13 protein-coding genes are annotated in these 17,944 nt (G+C 73.7%); 10 read left to right on the top strand and 3 right to left on the bottom strand.

Going from position 1 to position 17,944, the window contains the following annotated elements; genetic code table 11:
• The first annotated feature begins 57 nt into the window (after positions 1-57).
• Positions 58-1,566, top strand: coding sequence for a DHA2 family efflux MFS transporter permease subunit (locus ACYVM4_RS13745; protein ID WP_368821104.1), 1,509 nt, complete (start codon positions 58-60; stop codon positions 1,564-1,566).
• Positions 1,567-1,585: 19 nt separating this feature from the next.
• On the opposite strand, the gene ACYVM4_RS13740 is transcribed toward ACYVM4_RS13745, so the two are convergent.
• The gene (locus tag ACYVM4_RS13740; protein WP_460668898.1) at positions 1,586-2,200 is read right to left on the bottom strand and encodes a cyclodeaminase/cyclohydrolase family protein; all 615 of its coding nucleotides are present in this window, start codon (positions 2,198-2,200) and stop codon (positions 1,586-1,588) included.
• A 230-nt stretch (positions 2,201-2,430) separates the two neighbouring features.
• Here ACYVM4_RS13740 and ACYVM4_RS13735 point away from each other — a divergent pair, with 230 nt between their 5' ends.
• The 8 genes from ACYVM4_RS13735 (at position 2,431) to ACYVM4_RS13700 (ending at position 15,047) form a co-directional block, all read left to right on the top strand.
• Positions 2,431-2,682: a hypothetical protein gene (locus ACYVM4_RS13735; protein ID WP_368821106.1), complete on the top strand. Its 252-nt coding sequence runs from the start codon at positions 2,431-2,433 to the stop codon at positions 2,680-2,682.
• A gap of 154 nt (positions 2,683-2,836) precedes the next feature.
• Positions 2,837-4,666, top strand: a complete 1,830-nt coding sequence (locus tag ACYVM4_RS13730; protein ID WP_460668897.1) for a pyruvate kinase — start codon at positions 2,837-2,839, stop codon at positions 4,664-4,666.
• Positions 4,667-4,709: 43 nt separating this feature from the next.
• On the top strand, positions 4,710-5,684 hold the full coding sequence (locus ACYVM4_RS13725) for an acyl-CoA thioesterase (RefSeq protein WP_344124375.1): 975 nt from the start codon (positions 4,710-4,712) through the stop codon (positions 5,682-5,684).
• Positions 5,685-5,790: 106 nt separating this feature from the next.
• Positions 5,791-6,609 (top strand): di- and tripeptidase, encoded by an 819-nt coding sequence (locus ACYVM4_RS13720; RefSeq protein ID WP_460668896.1) that lies wholly within the window; start codon positions 5,791-5,793, stop codon positions 6,607-6,609.
• Positions 6,610-6,746: 137 nt separating this feature from the next.
• Positions 6,747-7,799: a glycerophosphodiester phosphodiesterase gene (locus tag ACYVM4_RS13715; RefSeq protein WP_460668895.1), complete on the top strand. Its 1,053-nt coding sequence runs from the start codon at positions 6,747-6,749 to the stop codon at positions 7,797-7,799.
• A gap of 116 nt (positions 7,800-7,915) precedes the next feature.
• Positions 7,916-8,818: an FAD:protein FMN transferase gene (locus tag ACYVM4_RS13710; protein ID WP_460668894.1), complete on the top strand. Its 903-nt coding sequence runs from the start codon at positions 7,916-7,918 to the stop codon at positions 8,816-8,818.
• Positions 8,819-8,840: 22 nt separating this feature from the next.
• Complete coding sequence (locus ACYVM4_RS13705) at positions 8,841-10,511, top strand: FAD-dependent oxidoreductase (protein WP_460668893.1); 1,671 nt, start codon at positions 8,841-8,843, stop codon at positions 10,509-10,511.
• A gap of 468 nt (positions 10,512-10,979) precedes the next feature.
• Complete coding sequence (locus ACYVM4_RS13700; protein WP_460668892.1) at positions 10,980-15,047, top strand: Pls/PosA family non-ribosomal peptide synthetase; 4,068 nt, start codon at positions 10,980-10,982, stop codon at positions 15,045-15,047.
• A 97-nt stretch (positions 15,048-15,144) separates the two neighbouring features.
• Here ACYVM4_RS13700 and ACYVM4_RS13695 read toward each other — a convergent pair whose 3' ends face one another.
• A complete protein-coding gene (locus ACYVM4_RS13695; protein ID WP_368821113.1) occupies positions 15,145-15,852 on the bottom strand; it encodes an AfsR/SARP family transcriptional regulator in 708 nt (235 codons plus the stop codon).
• A 324-nt stretch (positions 15,853-16,176) separates the two neighbouring features.
• On the opposite strand from ACYVM4_RS13695, the gene ACYVM4_RS13690 reads away from it, so the two are divergent.
• A complete protein-coding gene (locus ACYVM4_RS13690; RefSeq protein WP_058873962.1) occupies positions 16,177-16,440 on the top strand; it encodes a hypothetical protein in 264 nt (87 codons plus the stop codon).
• A 23-nt stretch (positions 16,441-16,463) separates the two neighbouring features.
• On the opposite strand, the gene purB is transcribed toward ACYVM4_RS13690, so the two are convergent.
• Complete coding sequence (purB, locus tag ACYVM4_RS13685) at positions 16,464-17,891, bottom strand: adenylosuccinate lyase (protein WP_368821114.1); 1,428 nt, start codon at positions 17,889-17,891, stop codon at positions 16,464-16,466.
• Between the last annotated feature and the right edge of the window lie 53 nt (positions 17,892-17,944).

Below are 17,944 nucleotides of genomic sequence, written 5' to 3'. Positions count from 1 at the left end.
GGGGTCCGGGACGGCTGCACCGGTGTATCACTGCTGCGTCCCGAAGGATCCCCGCCCATGACCCCCGACGTCCCCGTGCCCGAGACCGTGCCGGTCCCCGCCCCCGCCCCCTCCGCCGGTGTCCCGGACACCGGCGGCCCCGCCGTCGCCGGGGACACCGACCACTCCGCCCGCAACCGTCTGGTCATCGGGCTGCTGCTGGTCTCCACGTTCGTGGTGATCCTCAACGAGACGATCATGGGCGTGGCGCTGCCCCGTCTCATGTCCGACCTCTCCGTCACGGCGGTCGCCGGCCAGTGGCTCACCACCGCCTACATGCTCACCATGGCCGTGGTCATCCCGGTGACGGGGTTCCTGCTGCAGCGCCTGCACACCCGGCCCGTGTTCCTGACCGCCATGACCCTGTTCAGCCTCGGCACCCTCGTCTGCGCGGCCGCGCCCGGGTTCGGGACGCTGCTCGCGGGGCGGGTGGTGCAGGCCTGCGGCACCGCCATCATGATGCCGCTGCTGATGACCACGGTCCTGACCCTGGTGCCGCCGGCCGGGCGCGGGCGGGTCATGGGCAACATCTCCGTCGTCATCTCGGTCGCCCCCGCCGTGGGGCCCACCATCTCGGGCGTCATCCTCAGCGTGCTCGAGTGGCGGTGGATGTTCATCCTGGTGCTGCCGATCGCGGTGGGCTCCCTGCTGCTGGGCGCGTGGCGGATGCAGAACGTCACCGAGCCCCGCCCGGCGCCGCTGGACGTGGTCTCGGTGGTGCTCTCGGCCCTGGGCTTCGGCGGCCTGGTCTACGGCCTGAGCACGTTCGGCGAGGGCGGGGACGCCGCCGTCCCGGCGTGGGTGCCGCTCGCGCTGGGCGTGGCGGCGCTGGCCGTGTTCGTGCGGCGCCAGACGCGGCTGCAGCGCGCGGACCGGGCCCTGCTGGACCTGCGGACCTTCCGTTCCCGGGTGTTCACGATGTCCACGGCGGTGCTCGCCGTCAGCATGATGGCCCTCTTCGGCACGCTGATCGTGCTGCCCATCTACCTGCAGACCGTGCACGGCCTCGACCCCCTGGGCACGGGCCTGCTGCTGCTGCCCGGCGGGCTCGTCATGGGCCTGCTCGCGCCCGTCGTCGGGCGGGTCTATGACCGTTCGGGGCCGACCGTGCTGCTCGTGCCGGGGTCGGTCCTGCTGAGCGCGTCCCTGTGGTACCTCGCCTCCACCTCGGGGGCCACGCCCGTCCTGATGGTGCTGCTGGCCCACGTGGTGCTCAGCACGGGCCTGGCCCTGATGTTCACCCCGTTGTTCACCGCCGGGCTGGGCTCTCTGCCGACCCGGCTGTACTCGCACGGCTCCGCCATGGTGGGCACCCTGCAGCAGGTGGCGGGGGCCGCGGGCACGGCCCTGTTCGTCACGGTGCTGACCCTCGCCGCGGCCGCCGCCACGGCCTCCGGGGCCTCGGGGCCCGAGGCCACCGAGGCGGGCGTGCGGAGCGCCTTCCTGTGCGGCGGGATCATCTCGCTGCTGGCGGTCGTCGGGTCCTTCGGGGTGCGTCGCCCCGCCGCCGAGGGCGCGGGCGGCTGAGCGGACGCGGGCCGGTCCGTCAGTCCTGGACGCGCTCGCGGATCCGCCGCGTGAGCTCTGCGGCGTCCTCGACGGCCTGCTCGCCCTGGGCCAGCCCCGCGCGCAGCTCGTCCCGGGTCGCGGCGTCCTTGAGGGAGCGGACGTTGATCTCGAGCGTGACCATGGCCGTGGCCACGGCGGCCCGGGCCGCCTCGGAGGCCGCCGCCAGGTCGCTGAGGACGTTGGGGTTGCACCAGCCGGTCAGCTCGCGTGCGAGCTCCACGACCTCGGCGCCCACCCCGATCAGCTCCCGCGGGGGCTGCGCGGCGCCGGCCGTGGCCTCCTGGACCGCCCGCGAGCGCTCCGCCTTCTCCTCGTCGGTGTCCTTCGGCAGGGTGTAGGCGGCCGAGAGCGCGCCGAAGGCCTCGGCGTCGGCGTCCGCCAGACCCAGCGCGCGCGGGATCAGCTCCTCGGCGCGGTCGGCCGTGCGCTCGGCCCGGGCCGCGTGCTCGGCCCCCGTGGAGTAGCGGGCGGACATCGCGATCAGGGCCGCGCCCAGCGCCGCCTGCAGCGCTCCCGCGGCGCCGCCGCCGGGGGCGGGCTCGCCCGAGGCCATGCGCTCCACGTAGGCCCTGACGTTCTCCGAGCTGATCACTGCGGTTCCTTCCGGTGGCGGGACCTGCCGCCCGCCTCGGGGGCGGGCGCAGGTGTCGACGTCCGCACGAGCCTAGTCCTCCGCGGGTCCCCGTGGTGAGTCTCACAGCCCCCGCGGGACGAATGCACGGCCCGTCCATCGCACGGAAACGTGCCGGCCACATCGGCCGACGATCCTGGAGGTGTCCGAGGGCCCCCTCCCCGGACCCCACCCCGAGAGGAAGTGCCGCCATGACGACCCTCGAAGCGACCACCGTCGACGCGACCACCGATGACGCCTGGGTCCACGACCCCGCCCGGATCCGGCCCGGCGACCGGATCGAGGTGTGGGAGCAGGACCACCTCCGCCACGTCGGCACCGTGGGCCAGTGCGCGCCCCACCTCCGGCTCCTCTGGATCCTGGAGGCCGGCACCGGCTCCCGTCGGCTGATCCCCGTCCACGGCTACCGCCTGCGCCGGTCCCCGTCCGCCCGCGCCGCCTGAGGCCCCGGACTCCTCGCGTTCAGCAGCTGTTCGCCCGGGCCGACTACGGTCGGCGCTGACAGCCGGGCCGACGAGGAGGATCATGGGGAGTCAGCAGATCGACGGCGCTCGCGGCCGGGGTGCACCCGGCCGCGACCGCGGGAGGGAGCACGGCATGATGGCGACCGCCCGGCAGGAGTGCGCCGGGCAGCTGTACGACCGGGTCTCGGCCCTCGTCGACGTGGTGCTCCGGGCCCGCCGGGCGGCCGTGCCGCAGCTCGAGCGCGTGAACCCCCGCCACCGCCGGTCCGCGCTGAACCTCGTGGACTACGTGGCCGTGCGCAGCCAGGACGTCCGGGACCTGCAGCGGGACCTCAGCGGCCTGGGCATGTCCTCCCTCGGACGGATGGAGGCCGGCGTCATGAGCCACCTGGGCGCCGTGCTGGAGACCCTCCGCGTGCTCGCCGGCCGGGCGGAGGTGGGCGCCGAGGCGCCCGGCCCCGGGTCCGACGAGCGCGTCGAGCCCGGAGCGGAGATCCTGCGCCGCAACACCGCGGCGCTGCTCGGCCCGGGCCGGGAGGGGCGCGGCACCCGGATCATGGTCACCTTCCCGTCCGAGGCCGCCGGGGACCCCCGGCTCGTCCAGGACATGGTCCGCGCCGGGATGGACGTGGCCCGGATCAACTGCGCGCACGACGGCCCGGAGCAGTGGGCGGCCATGATCGGCCACGTCCGGGCGGCCGAGCAGGCGCTCGACCGGGAGGTCCGCGTGGCCATGGACCTCGCGGGGCCCAAGCTGCGCACCGGGCCGATCGAGCCCGGTCCGCAGGTCGAGAAGATCAAGCCCACCCGGGACAGCAGCGGCCGGGTGACCGCCCCGGCCCGCCTCTGGCTGGGCGAGGCGGACCCGGCGGTCGACGACGACGCCCCGGCCGTTCCCGTGGCCGGCGCCGCCTGGACCGCGGCCCGCATCCCGGGGGAGAGGCTGCGGCTCAAGGACGCGCGCGGCTCCGGGCGGACGCTGCGGGTGATCGAGGCCACCGGCCCCGGTGTGCTCGTCGAGTGCTCCAAGACGGTGTACTTCGCCACGGGGCTGGCCGTGCGCGCCGAGGACGGCACGGAGGGCGTGCTCGGCGAGCTGCCCGCCGTCGAGCAGTCCCTGCGCGTGCGCACGGGGGACACCGTGGTGCTGACCCGGGACCTCACCCCCGCCCCGGTCCGGGCCGAGGGGCCCTTCCGGATCGGCTGCTCGCTGCCGGAGGTGTTCACGGACGCCCGGGAGGGGCAGCCCGCGTGGATCGACGACGGGAAGATCCGCTGCCGGATCACCTCCGTGGGGCCCGACGAGATCGCGTTGGAGGTGCTGCAGGCCGGTCCCGACGGCACCCGGCTCAAGGCCGGGAAGGGCATCAACCTGCCCGAGACGGACCTGCGCATCTCCGCGCTCACCGAGGAGGACCGTTCGCACCTGCCGTTCGTGGCCGAGCACGCGGACATCGTCAACATGTCCTTCGTGCGCTCGCGGGAGGACGTGACCGACCTGCTGCGGGAGCTCGACCGGATCGGCAGCACCGCCCTGGACGTCACCCTCAAGATCGAGACCGTGGGCGGCTTCGAGTCGCTGCCTCCCATGCTCCTGGAGGCCATGCGGTGGCAGGACGTGGGTGTCATGATCGCCCGCGGGGACCTGGCGGTCGAGGCCGGGTTCGAGCGGATGGCCGAGGTGCAGGAGGAGATCCTGTGGCTCTGCGAGGCGGGGCACGTTCCCGTCGTCTGGGCCACCCAGGTCCTCGAGTCCCTCGCCAAGAAGGGCCTGCCCTCCCGGGCCGAGGTCACGGACGCGGCGATGGGCCAGCGCGCCGAGTGCGTCATGCTCAACAAGGGCCCGTTCGTGGTGGACGCGATCGAGGCCCTCGACGACATCCTCGTGCGGATGGAGGGGCACGCCCGCAAGAAGTCGGACATGCTCCGCCGGCTCAACGCGTGGGCGCCGCTCGTCGAGTGAGCCGTGGAGCCGGCGGTGCCGTGGCCCGTGCCACACTGGGGGCATGGCCGCACGCGACACCGCTGTTCTCCGCTTCCTCGCCGCTCCGACCGACGCCGGGCGCACCGGCACCGTGGACGGCGGACGCGTCCTCGAGTGGATCGACAAGGCCGCGTACGCGTGCGCCGTGGGCTGGTCCCGGGCCTACTGTGTCACGGCGTACGTGGGCAACATCCACTTCGACCGCCCGGTGTGCGTGGGGGACATGGTGGAGGTCTCCGCCAAGATCGTGCACACCGGCCGCTCCTCGATGCACATCCGGGTGGAGGTCGCCTCCGCCGACCCCCGCGAGCACGGGGTGACGCTCAAGGACACGTGCCTGATCATCATGGTGGCCGTGGACGGGGACGGCCGGCCCACCCCCGTCCCGCAGTGGGCGCCCGAGACGGAGCACGAACGGCAGCAGTCGGCCATCACGCAGCGGCGGATCGAGCTGCGCAACAGCATCGAGGCGCTGATGGCCGAGCAGCGCTACACGGACGAGGGCACCGCCGAGGAGACCGTGCTGCGCTTCCTCGCCGCCCCCACGGACATCAACTGGGGCGGGAAGGTGCACGGCGGCACGGCCATGCGCTGGATCGACGAGGCCGCGTACGTGTGCGGGGCCCGGTGGGCCGGCCGCCCGGTCATCGCCGTCTACGCCGGGGGCGTCCGGTTCTACCGGCCCATGCACATCGGCCACCTCGTGGAGGTCCGGGCGCGGCTCATCCACACCGCGGCCCGCGGCCTGCACATCTCCGTCAACTGCTGGTCGGGGGACCCCGCGACCGGCGAGCTCGCGCTGACGACCAACTGCCTCATGGTCATGGTCGCCCTCGACGACCAGGGGCACGCCCTGCCGGCCCGGCAGTGGCAGCCGGTCAGCCAGGAGGACCGGGACCTGGACGCGTTCGCCCGGGAGCTGGTCCGGCTGCGCGCCGAGTTCCCGGACTCCTTCCAGCGGGTCGACCCCTCCGTCTCCCGGCTGCCCGGGAGCTGACCGGTCCCCGTCCTCCGCCGACGGCGAATCCCGGGACCCGATCAGCCTGCTGTGCATATAGTGGGCCGAGACCCACCGTCCCGGCACCCCACAAGGAGAGCACGCCATGGACCTGAATCCCCTGAACAACGCGTTCGACGACGAGGGCAGGCCGAAGCCCGCCATGAACAAGCTCCTCGACACCGTGCTGCGCGTCCAGCGGCCCGTGGTCCTGGGCTTCGTCCGGAAGGAGCGCGCCGACCACCCCGACGAGACGCCCGAGCAGCTCGCCAGGCGGCTCGAGAAGATATACGTCCGGTCCGTCACCATGGGCGGCGGGGCCGTCGGCGCCACCGCGGTGGTCCCCGGCATCGGCACCGTCGCGTCCCTCGGCCTGTCCTCCTTCGCGGTGGTCGGCTATCTCGAGGCCACCGCCCTGTACGCCCAGGCGATCGCCGAGCTGCACGGGGTGCACACCGAGGACCCCGAGAAGACCCGCACCATGGTCATGGCCCTCATGCTCGGCGAGGACGGCCGCCAGGTGATGAACCAGATCCTGGCCAGCGGCACCAAGGGCAAGGGCATGATGTCGTCCTGGGGCCTGATGATGGGCAAGGACGACTCCAAGACCTTCGACGTCAGCCGGATCATCCGCAACATGTTCGTGAAGCGCTTCCTGCTCAAGCAGACCGGAGCCGTGTTCGGCCGCGCCCTGCCGTTCGGCGTGGGCGCGATCGTCGGCGGCGGAGCGAACCTGGCCATGTCCAAGCAGGTCATCTCCGCGACCCACGAGGCGTTCGGGCCGCTGCCCACGACCTTCCCCGCGGAGCTCGCCCCCGAGGAGCGGGCCCCCCGGTTCGACGACCGGAAGTCCCGGAGGGGCAAGCGGGACCGGAAGGCCGAGACGGCCGCCGCGGCCCACGGCGAGATCACCGGCGAGCAGTAGGCCCCGCGCCGCGTTCCGGCACTCCCCGCCGCACTCCCGGCACGACCACGCCCCGCGCCCCGCGGGGCGTGGTCGTCGTTCACGACAGGTCCGCCGGGGCGTGGCCCCGCGTTCACCGCGTCTCCCTAGCGTGGTCCGTGAGCGGGGCCCACCGCGCCCTGACCGACAGCCGAGGGAGCGCCGTGCGGCCGATCGTCTACGCGCACCGGGGGGCCAGCGCGGCCTTCCCGGAGCACACCCGGGCCGCCTACGTGCAGGCGCTGCTGGACGGCGCCGACGGCGTGGAGTGCGACGTCCACCTCAGCCGCGACGGCCACCTCGTCCTGCATCACGACGCCCAGCTGGGCCGCACGAGCGACGGCCGGGGCCCCGTCTCCGCCCGCACGCTGGCCGAGCTGCGCCGCCTCGACTGGACCTCCTGGAAGGGCGTGCCCATCCCGCCGGGCCACGGGGCGCCGGACCGTCAGCTGCTCACCCTGCCCGAGCTGCTGGACCTGCTGCGGGGAGCGGGCCGGCCCGTGGGCCTGGCCGTGGAGACGAAGCACCCCAGCCCGTTCGGCCACCGGCTGGAGGAGGAGGTCCTGGGCCTCCTGATGCGGGAGGGCTGGGACCCCGAGACCGGGCGGCTGGACGACGTCACGGTCTCGCTCATGAGCTTCCACCCCGACGCCGTCCGGCACTTCCTGGAGACGGTGCCCGCCCGGCACGTGTGCCAGCTGGTGGAGACGACCACCCGCCGCACGGTCCGGGACAGCCTGCGCGTGGGACGCACGGCCGCGGCGGTGCTCCACGCCGGCATGCGGTTCGTGGTGCCGCCCGCGCTGCCCGTGATCTCGGCGGGTCTCGTGGACCTGGTGGGTCCGGGACTGGGCTTCGTCCGGGCCCGCCCCGACCTGGTGCGGCAGTGGCGTGCCGAGGGGCGCGTGCTGCGGGTCTGGACGGTCGACACAGCACGGGACGTGGACCTGTGCAGCGCACTCGGCGTCCAGCAGCTCACCACGAACCGACCGGCCGACGTGCTGCGCTGGGCGGGTGCTCCGGCCGGGGTCCCGCTCGGCGTTCCGGTGGGCGTTCCGGCCGGCGTCCCGCTCGGCGTTCCAGCAGGTGTTCCGGCCGCCGTGACGACCGGCGCGCCGGGACCGGTGAGCGCCGCGGGCCGGTCCCGGTGCGCCACGGTAGCGGTCGGGTAACAGGCGGTCACGTCACCGCGCGCCGGGACGCGGCGCGCGTATGCTCGGCAGCACCGGTCCGTGTCCCCCCGCACACCGTCGTTGCTCGCCTCTCCCTCCACCGCCAGGAGACGGTCATGCCCACCCCGATCCCGCCCCGCGCCCCGGACGCCGGCGCCGTGCGCGCCCCCGCGCCGGACCTCCAGGCCGAGGCCGTCCGGCTCGCCGAGCGCGTGCGCCGGGAGGTCGCCGGGGCCGTCGCCCCCGAGCGCATCGACTCGGAGCTGTCCCTGCTGAACCGGTTCGCCGAGCACGAGGACGTCGACGTCGTCGTCGGGCCCGTGCTGGCCGGGATCATCGCGGCCGCCCTGCTCGCGGCCCGCCTCACGAGCGGGCTCGTCGACCCCACCACCGGCGCGGCGGCCTGGCGGGCCCTGGACGGGCTCGCCCCGCTCCCGGCACCCGGCATCGGGCGCCTCGAGCTGGACGAGTCCACCCGGCGGCTGCGCATGGGCCGCGGCACGGTCCTCGACCTCGCGCCGGTCGCCGACGCGTGGGCGGCGGACCGCATCGTCCAGGTCTTCGCGCAGGCGCACCCCGGTCACGCGCTGGTCGCCGAGGTCGGCGGAGCGTGCGCCGTGGGCGGGCCGCCCGCCGCGGCCGCCGCCCTCGTGGGCGCCGCGCCGTCGGCACGGCCCGCCTGCTCCGGCACCGGCGTCGAGCCGGGGGTCCGGGCCGCCCTCGTCGAGCGCGGCCGGCGGGGTCTCGCCGTGGTGGAGGGCCCTGGGAGCGTCCTGGTCAACCCCGTGACCGGTGCCGCCGCGGCCAGCCCGTGGGACCGGGTCGTGGTCGCCGCGCCGAGCGCGGTGGAAGCCCAGGCCTACGCCCGTGCCGCGCACCTGCTGGGGTGGGACGCCCCCGGCTGGGTCGCGGCGTGCGGCGCCGACGGCGAGTTCACCGGTTCCCGGCCCGGCAGCACCCTCCGGCGCCGGCTCAGGACACCGGGCTGGCCCGGGCGCTCAGGCCGCGCGGCGGCCTGAGCGGCGCCGGTAGCATGACCGCATGAGAATCGTCATCGTGGGCGGCGTCGCCGGCGGGATGTCCGCGGCCACGCGTCTGCGCCGACTGCTGGAGGACGCCGAGATCACGGTGTACGAGCGCAGCGGCCACGTCTCCTTCGCCAACTGCGGCCTGCCCTACCACGTGGGCGGCGTCATCGAGGAGCGCTCCGCGCTGCTCCTGCAGACCCCGCAGTCCCTGGGCGCCCGGTTCGGCCTCGACGTCCGGGTGGGCCACGAGGTCGTCGACGTCGACCGGGACCGGCACCTGCTGCGCGTCCGGGACCTCGCCTCCGGCCGGGAGGAAGAGCGGGGCTACGACGTCCTCGTCCTCTCCCCGGGCGCCGTCCCCGTCCGCCCGCCCGTGCCCGGCATCGAGCGCGCCCTCGTGCTGCGCGACATCGAGGACACCGACGCGGTCGTGGTGGCGGTCGAGGGCGCCCGCTCCGCCGTGGTCGTCGGCGGCGGCTACGTCGGCCTCGAGGTCGCGGAGAACCTCGTCCACCGCGGCCTGCGGGTCACCCTCGTCGAGGCCGCGCCCCAGGTCATGGCCCCGCTCGACCCCGAGATGGTCGAGCCCGTCCACGCCCTGATGCGCGAGCACGGCCTCGACCTGCGGCTGGGGACCACGGTCACCGAGGTGGGGGAGCGCACCGTGACGCTCGACGACGGCACGGAGCTGCCCGCCGACGTGGTCCTCGCCGCGGTCGGCGTCCGCCCCGACAGCACGCTGGCCCGGGCGGCGGGGCTGGAGGTCGGGAAGCGCGGCGGCATCGTCGTCGACGAGCACCTGCGCACCTCCGACCCGGACGTCTACGCCGTGGGGGACGCCGTGGAGAAGCGCGACGCCCTCGACGGGTCCGCCACGCTCGTCGCCCTGGCCAACACGGCCAACCTCCAGGGCCGGCTGGTCGCCGACGTCATCGCCGGCATGGACGTCTCCGACCGGCCGGTGCTGGGCACCTCCGTGGTCGGGGTGTTCGGCCTCACGGCCGCGGCCACGGGCTGGAACGAGAAGCGGCTGCGCGCCGCGGGCCGGCCCTACCGCGCCATCCACACGCACCCCGCGAACCACGCCGGCTACTACCCCGGGGCGGAGGGGATGACCCTGAAGCTGCTCGTGGACCCGCAGGACGACGCGATCCTCGGCGCCCAGGGCGTGGGCGGGGCGGGCGTGGACAAGCGCATCGACGTCCTCGCCACGGCCATCACCGGCGGGATCGCCGCCGCCGACCTCGCCGGGCTCGAGCTGGCCTACTCCCCGCTCTACGGCTCCGCGAAGGACCCCGTGAACATGCTCGGCTACATCGACCGCAACCACCGGGACGGGCTCGTCGAGACCGTCCAGTGGCACGAGCTGGACGACCGCCTCGCCTCCGGCGCGACCCTGCTGGACGTCCGCACCCCGGGCGAGCACACGGCGATGCCGATCCCCGGCGGGATCAACATCGAGCTCGACCAGCTCCGGGACCGCCTCGACGAGCTGCCCGAGGGCGAGATCGTGGTGCACTGCCAGGCCGGCCTGCGCGGCTACCTCGCGGCCCGCGTCCTCGCGCAGCACGGGCGGGACGTCGTCAACCTCGACGGCGGCTACCTCACCTGGGCGGCCCGGCCGGACGGCTCGGCGACGACCCCGTCCGGCGACGACGAGGACCGGGGCTCCCCGGCCGGCTGAGCGGCACCCGGGACGCACCGCAGCACGAGGCCCCCGCGCGGGGACAGGACCGTCCGGTTCCTGCACCGCACGGGGGCCTCGTGCGCGCCGGACCGTCCCGGCGGGCGTTCACGAAAGGTAATACGAGGGAGATCCCCTGTCCCCGGAGCTGTGGCCGGGGGCGGTCGACCGGTCGACCGTCCCCGGCGGCCGTCGCGCACGGGCCGGGACCCCGCGATCGGGGCCGCGGGCCGGGGAGCCCCGTGATTGCAGTCGAAAACGTCTCGCGGAGCGAGATGCGGGCTGTGATCTTCACCACTGGAAACCGATCGAACGGTCGGCATCGCCCCTGGCAGCTCCGGAGACTAACGCATCGATAACGCAGGAATAACGGCACCGTGACGGATCCGTGAGGAGGCCATAACACCCCGCTCCGTAGAACGGACGTGCCGGTAACACCCGGTGTCCGTGCATCGAAAGGAGTTGGACATGACCTCAGTGCCACATCGCTCTCACCGTCGCGACCAGGCCGCGGCGGCAGAGCGAGTGCTGTGGGACGAGGCTGCGGCGAAGGGAGGCCCCGCGGGAGCGCTCCCGTGGACGGAGCCCTCGACCCGAGGCGTCCGGAGCACGGAGACCAAGCCCACCCGGCTGCACCACTTCTTCGAGCGCAGCTGCGATCTGACCCCCGACGCCCAGGCGCTGCACGCCGACGGCCAGGCCTACACCTACGCGGAGCTCGACGAGCTCGCCAACCGCCTCGCCCACCTGATCGCCGGCTACGGCCTGAGCTCGGGGGACCGCGTCGGGATCCTGCTCCAGCGCTCGACGATGCTCTACGCGTCCCTCCTGGCGATCCTCAAGACGGGCGCCACCTTCGTCCCGATCGACCCGAACCTGCCCGCGGACCGCGTGCAGTTCATCGCCGAGGACTCGGACCTGTCCCTCATGCTGACCTCCGCCGAGTTCGTGGCCCTGGTCGAGGACGCGCCCGCCGACGTCGTCGACGTCGGCCGGATCGGCGAGCGGCTCGAGGAGGCCCCCGCGCACCGCCCGGCGCTCCGCCACGAGGGTGACCCCACGTGCTACATCATCTACACCTCGGGCTCGACCGGCCGCCCCAAGGGCGTCGAGGTCGCGCACTCGAGCATCTGCAACTTCATCGAGATCGTGCCCGAGGTCTACGACGTCCGCTCCGAGGACCGCGTCTACCAGGGCATGACCATCGCGTTCGACTTCTCCATCGAGGAGATCTGGCCGACCTGGGCCGTGGGCGCCGCCCTGGTGGCCGGCCCGACCGACGACGCCCGCCTGGGACGGGGCCTCGCCGAGTTCCTGGAGCGCATGGAGATCTCCGTGCTCTACTGCGTGCCGACCGTCCTGGCCACCCTGGAGCACGACCTGCCCCGCATCCGCAGCATCCTGGTGGGCGGCGAGGCCTGCCCCGCCGACCTCGTGGAGCGGTGGTCCACCCCCGAGCGCCGGATGCTCAACACCTACGGCCCCACCGAGGGCACCGTGACGGCCACGTGGGGCGAGCTGGCCCCCGGGCGGCCCGTGACCATCGGCAAGCCCCTGCCCACCTACGAGGTGCGGATCCTCGACGAGGAGATGAACGAGGTCCCCGACGGCGAGCCGGGCGAGATCTGCATCGCCGGCCCGGGCGTGGCCCGGGGCTACGTCAACCTCCCGTACGTCACCGAGGAGCGCTTCCGCCCGCACCCGGACGGACCCCGGGCCGGGCGGATGTACCGCACCGGCGACCTGGGCCGGTTCATGCCCGACGGAGAGATCGAGTACCTCGGCCGCGCCGACAGCGAGGTGAAGATCCGCGGCCACCGCGCGGACCTGCAGGAGATCGAGAACGTGCTGCGCCGGGAGGACGCGGTGGCGGACGCCGCCGTGAAGCTCACCTCCGGCGGCGACGACGTCGCGGCGTTCCTCACGCTGCGCGCCCCGGTGCGCGACGAGCGCGCCCTCTTCGAGCTGCTCCACGACTCCGTGGTCGCGGCGCTGCCGCCGTACATGGTGCCGTCCTTCTACGAGATCCTGCCCGCGATGCCGATGATGGTCAGCGGCAAGGTGGACCGGAAGAACCTGCCGGACCCCAGCACGCCCCGCTTCGTGACGACGATGGGCCTGGTCCCGCCGCAGACGGACACCGAGTGGGGGATCACGGAGGTGTGGTCGAAGGTCTTCCGCATCCCCGAGGACCAGCTCTCCGTCGAGGCGGACTTCTTCATGGAGCTCGGCGGGCACTCGCTGCTCGCCGCGACCGCCACGTCCGAGCTGCGCCGCGCGCACCCCGACCAGGACATCTCCATCGCGGACATCTACACCTACCCGACCGTCCGGGACCTGGCGCGCCAACTGGACGCCGCCCCGGCGGTCGTCCCCGCCGCGGCCGCCCCGGACGACCGCCCCGCGCCGCTGCACCACACCAGCGGACGCGTGGCGCTGTGCGGCCTCGCGCAGGTGACGACGATGGTCCTGGCGGCCATGCTCGTCGGCTCCCCGCTCGCCGCGGTCCTGTACTCCTACGGCGGACGGTTCAGCTACGCCCTGATGTGGGACATGCTCCTCGTGGGCGTCCTGGTCTCCGTGCTCGCCCGCTTCTTCCTGCCGTTCCTCGGCTCCCGGGTGCTGGGGCGCCTCGTCAGACCCGGGCACCACGCCCTCTGGGGCAGGCAGTACTTCCTGCTGTGGTGCATCGACGGGCTGACCCGGCTCTCCCCGCTCAACCTCCTGACCGGCACCCCGATGGCCGCCGTCTACCTGCGCCTGCTGGGCGCCAGGATCGGCCCGGACGCCCACGTGGGCACCGCAGCCATCGGTCTGCCCTCGCTCGTCACCATCGGCTCCCGCGCCAGCATCGGCTACAACTCCTCCGTGCAGACCGCCCAGGTCGAGGAGGGGTGGGTGACCATCGCGCCGGTGCACATCGGCGACGACGCGTTCGTGGGCGCCAACGCCCTCCTGCAGCCCGGTGCCCGGGTCGAGGACGGTGCCCGCCTGGCCGAGCAGTCCCTGGCCTCCCGCAACCAGACGATCCCCGCCGGCGAGCACTGGCTGGGCTCCCCGGCCCGGCCGGGTGACGGCGACGACGAGCTGCTCGAGCGGATGGAGCGGCGCCCGCTGCCCAGCGGCCGCTGGCCCGCCCCGCTCGCGGCCGGGCTGCTCCTGGGCTGGATGGTCCTCGAGCTGATGCCCTTCGTCCTGGTGCTCCCGTCCTTCCTGATGATCTGGATCGCGGCCCTCGAGTTCGGCCTCCCCGTGGGGCTCGCCCTCACCCCGGCGGTCGGCATCGTCTACGTGCTCACCGTGTGCGCCGTGGTCGCGGTCGGCCGGAAGATCGTCCTGCGCCGGACGCCCACCGGCATCCACCCCGTGCGCAGCGGGCTGGGCGTGCGCAAGTGGATGGCCGACCAGCTGCTCTCCACCAGCCTGGAGAGCACGAACGCCCTGTACGCCACGCTGTACACCGTGCCCTGGCTGCGCGCCCTGGGCGCCAAGGTCGGTCCCCGCTCCGAGGTCTCCACGGTCGGCCACATCGACCCGGACCTCCTCACCCTCGGCGAGGGGAGCTTCGTCGCGGACATGGCCAGCGTGGGCAGCGCCGTCTACCACCACGGCCACCTGTACATGGAGCGCACCGTGGTGGGCGACCGCTCGTTCGTGGGCAACGCCGCGTTCGTGCCCTCGGGCACCCGGATGGGCGAGGACTCCCTGGTGGGCGTCGCCTCGGTGCCTCCGGCCGACGTGCCGGACGGCACGTCCTGGCTGGGCTCGCCCGCCATGTTCCTGCCGCGCCGGCAGGACAGCGGCAACTACGACGAGAGCCTGACCTACCGGCCCAAGCGCGGCAAGGTGGCCGCCCGCCTCGTCATCGAGGCGCTGCGCATCACGGTCCCGCCGGCCCTGATCGGACTGATCGGCTACCTCGGCCTGCTCGCGTCGGTGGCCCTGGTGCCCGACCTGACGCTGCTCGGCTTCGTCGCGGTGCTGCCGCTCATCGCGCTGGCCACCGGCCTGACCGTGGTCCTCGCCGTCGTCGTCCTGAAGTGGGCGATCGTGGGCCGGTACCGCCAGCGCGTCGAGCCGCTGTGGGACAACTTCGTCCGGCGCAGCGAGTTCGTCACCGGCGTGTACGAGTCCGCGGCGGTCCCCGCCCTCATCGGCGGTCTCGTGGGCACGCCCCTGATCGGCCCGGTCCTGCGCCTGTTCGGCGCCCAGATCGGCCGGCGCGCCTACATCGGCACCACCTACCTGACCGAGTTCGACCTCGTCCACATCGGCGACGACGCCGCCGTCTCGACGGACGTGTCGCTGCAGACGCACCTCTTCGAGGACCGCGTGATGAAGATGTCGCACGTGGAGATCCTGCCCGGGGCCAGCGTCGGGGCGCGCTCGATCGTGCTCTACGACACGACGGTCGGCGCGGGAGCCTCGGTGGACGCGCTGTCGCTGGTCATGAAGGGCGAGCAGCTGCTGCCGCACACCGCCTGGCGCGGGATCCCGGTGCGGTCGGCCGCGGCCGCGCTCACCTCGGGACGATGACCCGGCCATGAACGCCGAGCCGGTGTCCCCGCGACCCGTTCCCGGGTCACGGGGACACCGTCCCTCCTACGGCGAGAACGCTCCGGGCGGGCGCGCCTCAGGCGCTGCGCATGTGGCCCATCAGCTGGGTGATCTGGGGGGAGGGCGGCGCTCCGAGCTCGTCGGCCATCGTGCTGCAGAAGCTGCGGAAGGTCTGCAGGGCCGGCGCGTTGTTGCCCAGGCCCAGGTCCGCCTCGATCGAGACGCGCACCGCGCTCTCGCGCAGGGGGTCGAGGGCCCGGACGTTGTCGGCGAGCACGTGGGCCCGGTAGAAGTGCCCGTGCTCCAGGGAGAGCCGGGCGAGGTGCTCCACGGCGTTGACGTACAGGGTCCGGAGCCGGTCCTGCTCGGCCATGACCCAGCCGTCGTACCAGCCGGGCAGCAGCTGCGCGCCGTCGGGGGACAGGAACCAGGGGTCCTCCCTCACGGGTTCCGTGGCGCTCGCCGCCCGGTGCAGGGACTCGCGCAGCTCGTGCAGGTCCACGGTGACCCACTCCGCCAGCGCGATGTTGTTGCCGCGGGCCCCGACGGCCCCGGGCACCTGGCGGGAGATGTTGAAGACGGTGGTGCGGAGGCTGCCCATCGCGCGCTCCGCGGTCCGGTCGGGCCACAGCAGCTCGCCGAGGAAGCGGCGAGGCTTGGGACCGAGGACGGCGAGGGCGGCCAGCAGGCGCTGCTGCCGGTGGCCCAGGGCCAGTACGGTGCCGTCGAGCTCGACCTCCACGTTGCCGAGAAGCCGCAGCCTGATCGAGTGTTCCCCATCCATTGTCATGATCCCCCACTGTCATGATCATTTTCCCCGGTGCGCCCGGAGCCTGCCTTCCCCCGAAGGCCGTGGTCCGAGCACCGTCCTCTCCGGTCCCGCGGACCAGGATCCAGGTCCGCCGCGAGAGAGGGTTCAGGCACCGATGATCCCGGGCGACGGCCCGTGAGTCAAAAGCGAACGCCCGGAGGGTGTCAAAAGCAAACAAAGAACGCAGCGGCCGGCACGCGACCCTGGTGCAGGGTGGCGCGCAGGCCCGCACCGTGGTATACGACTGATCCCCGGGCCGGTGGCACCGGCCGGGGCACGAGTTCAGGAGTTTTGCCGATGACCGACCAGCGACCCGTCACGGGCGTCCGCACGGACCCCCTCGGGAACATCGTCGCGCTGTGCAATCCCGCCGAGGTGTGGTCCCCGCGGTCGACCACCCGGATCATCCGGGACATCGAGAGCGGGGTCCACCTCTACTACGTCCCGGGATCCTCGGGGCAGCTGCGCGTCCGCGTGGTGTCCGCCGGGTGCGAGAAGCGGCTGTGGGCCGCCCCGGAGGACACCGTCTGCAACAACCTGCACGACCTCCCGTCCGTCTGACCCGCGCGGTCCGGTCCGCGGGCTCAGAGGAAGCGCACGAGCTCCGCCGCGATGCCCGTGTAGGTGGCCGGGGTCAGCCCGGACAGGCGCCGCTCCGCGGCCGGGGACAGGCCCAGGCCCGCCACGAACTCCTGGAGCCGCGCCGCGTCCACCCGGCGGCCCCGGGTCAGGTCCTTGAGGCGCTCGTAGGGGTTGTCCATGCCCTCGACACCGGCGATCGCCTCGGCGCGCATGACCATCTGGACCGCCTCCGCGAGGACCTCCCAGTTCGCGTCGAGATCGGCGGCCAGGACCGCCTCCGCCACGTCCAGGCGGGCCAGCCCCTTGCTCACGTTGGAGACGGCGAGCAGGGAGTGCCCGAAGGCCACGCCGATGTTGCGCTGCGACGAGGAGTCCGTGAGGTCGCGCTGCCACCGCGACGTCACGAGGGTGGCGCCGAGGGCGTCCAGCAGGGCGTTGGAGAGCTCGAGGTTCGCCTCGGCGTTCTCGAAGCGGATGGGGTTGACCTTGTGAGGCATGGTGGAGGAGCCCGTGGCGCCCTCCACCGGGATCTGCTGGAAGTAGCCGATCGAGATGTAGGACCACACGTCGGTGCAGAAGTTGTGCAGGATCCGGTTGAACCGGGCGAGGTCGGCGTAGAGCTCGGCCTGCCAGTCGTGGGACTCGATCTGGGTGGTCAGCGGGTTCCAGGTCAGGCCCAGGCCCTCCACGAACTCGCGCGAGACCACCGTCCAGTCCGCGTCCGGGACGGAGGCGTAGTGGGCGGCGTAGGTGCCCGTGGCGCCGTTGATCTTCCCCAGGTACTCGGTGCGCTCGATCCGGGACAGCTGGCGGCCCAGGCGGTGGGCGACCACCGCCATCTCCTTGCCCAGGGTGGTGGGCGTGGCGGGCTGGCCGTGGGTGCGGGAGAGCATGGGGGTCTCGGCCGCGGACCCGGCCAGCGCTGCGACGTCGGCCACGAGTGCCCGGGCCGCGGGCAGCCACACGTCGGTCGTGGCATCCTTGACGCCCAGGGCCCAGGCCAGGTTGTTGATGTCCTCGGAGGTGCAGCCGAAGTGCACGAGGGGGACGAGGTGCTCCAGCCCCAGGGCGGGCAGCCGGCGGCCGATGTAGTACTCCACGGCCTTGACGTCGTGGACCGTCACGGCCTCGATCTCCGCGAGCTCCGCGACCGAGTCCGTGTCGAAGTCCGTGACGATCCGGCGCAGCCCGGCGGTCTGCTCCTCGGTCAGGGGCGCGAGGCCCGGCAGCACCGACCGCTCGGCGAGGTGCACGAACCACTCGACCTCCACGTGCACGCGGTTGCGGTTGAGGGCGGCCTCGGAGAGGTGGTCGACCAGCGGCGCGACCACGGGCTGGTAGCGGCCGTCGAGGGGCCCCAGCGCGACGGGCGGGACGGCGGCGGCGAGCGCCGCGCGCCCTGAGGACAGGATGCGATCGGTGTTGGGCATGGGCACATTCTTCCACGGCGCCCGCGCGCCCCCGGGCGGACGAATTGTCGTCC

This window comes from Kocuria himachalensis (assembly GCF_054784195.1).
This window is presented reverse-complemented; position numbering and strand designations above follow the sequence as displayed.

Bases quoted from the DNA above. Each gene is read 5' to 3' on its own strand.
- ACYVM4_RS13745 (WP_368821104.1), top strand. From the start codon at position 58: ATGACCCCCGACGTCCCCGTGCCCGAGACCGTGCCGGTCCCCGCCCCC.
- ACYVM4_RS13735 (WP_368821106.1), top strand. From the start codon at position 2,431: ATGACGACCCTCGAAGCGACCACCGTCGACGCGACCACCGATGACGCC.
- ACYVM4_RS13730 (WP_460668897.1), top strand. From the start codon at position 2,837: ATGATGGCGACCGCCCGGCAGGAGTGCGCCGGGCAGCTGTACGACCGG.
- ACYVM4_RS13725 (WP_344124375.1), top strand. From the start codon at position 4,710: ATGGCCGCACGCGACACCGCTGTTCTCCGCTTCCTCGCCGCTCCGACC.
- ACYVM4_RS13720 (WP_460668896.1), top strand. From the start codon at position 5,791: ATGGACCTGAATCCCCTGAACAACGCGTTCGACGACGAGGGCAGGCCG.
- ACYVM4_RS13710 (WP_460668894.1), top strand. From the start codon at position 7,916: ATGCCCACCCCGATCCCGCCCCGCGCCCCGGACGCCGGCGCCGTGCGC.
- ACYVM4_RS13705 (WP_460668893.1), top strand. From the start codon at position 8,841: ATGAGAATCGTCATCGTGGGCGGCGTCGCCGGCGGGATGTCCGCGGCC.
- ACYVM4_RS13700 (WP_460668892.1), top strand. From the start codon at position 10,980: ATGACCTCAGTGCCACATCGCTCTCACCGTCGCGACCAGGCCGCGGCG.
- ACYVM4_RS13695 (WP_368821113.1), bottom strand. From the start codon at position 15,852: ATGGATGGGGAACACTCGATCAGGCTGCGGCTTCTCGGCAACGTGGAG.
- ACYVM4_RS13690 (WP_058873962.1), top strand. From the start codon at position 16,177: ATGACCGACCAGCGACCCGTCACGGGCGTCCGCACGGACCCCCTCGGG.
- purB (WP_368821114.1), bottom strand. From the start codon at position 17,891: ATGCCCAACACCGATCGCATCCTGTCCTCAGGGCGCGCGGCGCTCGCC.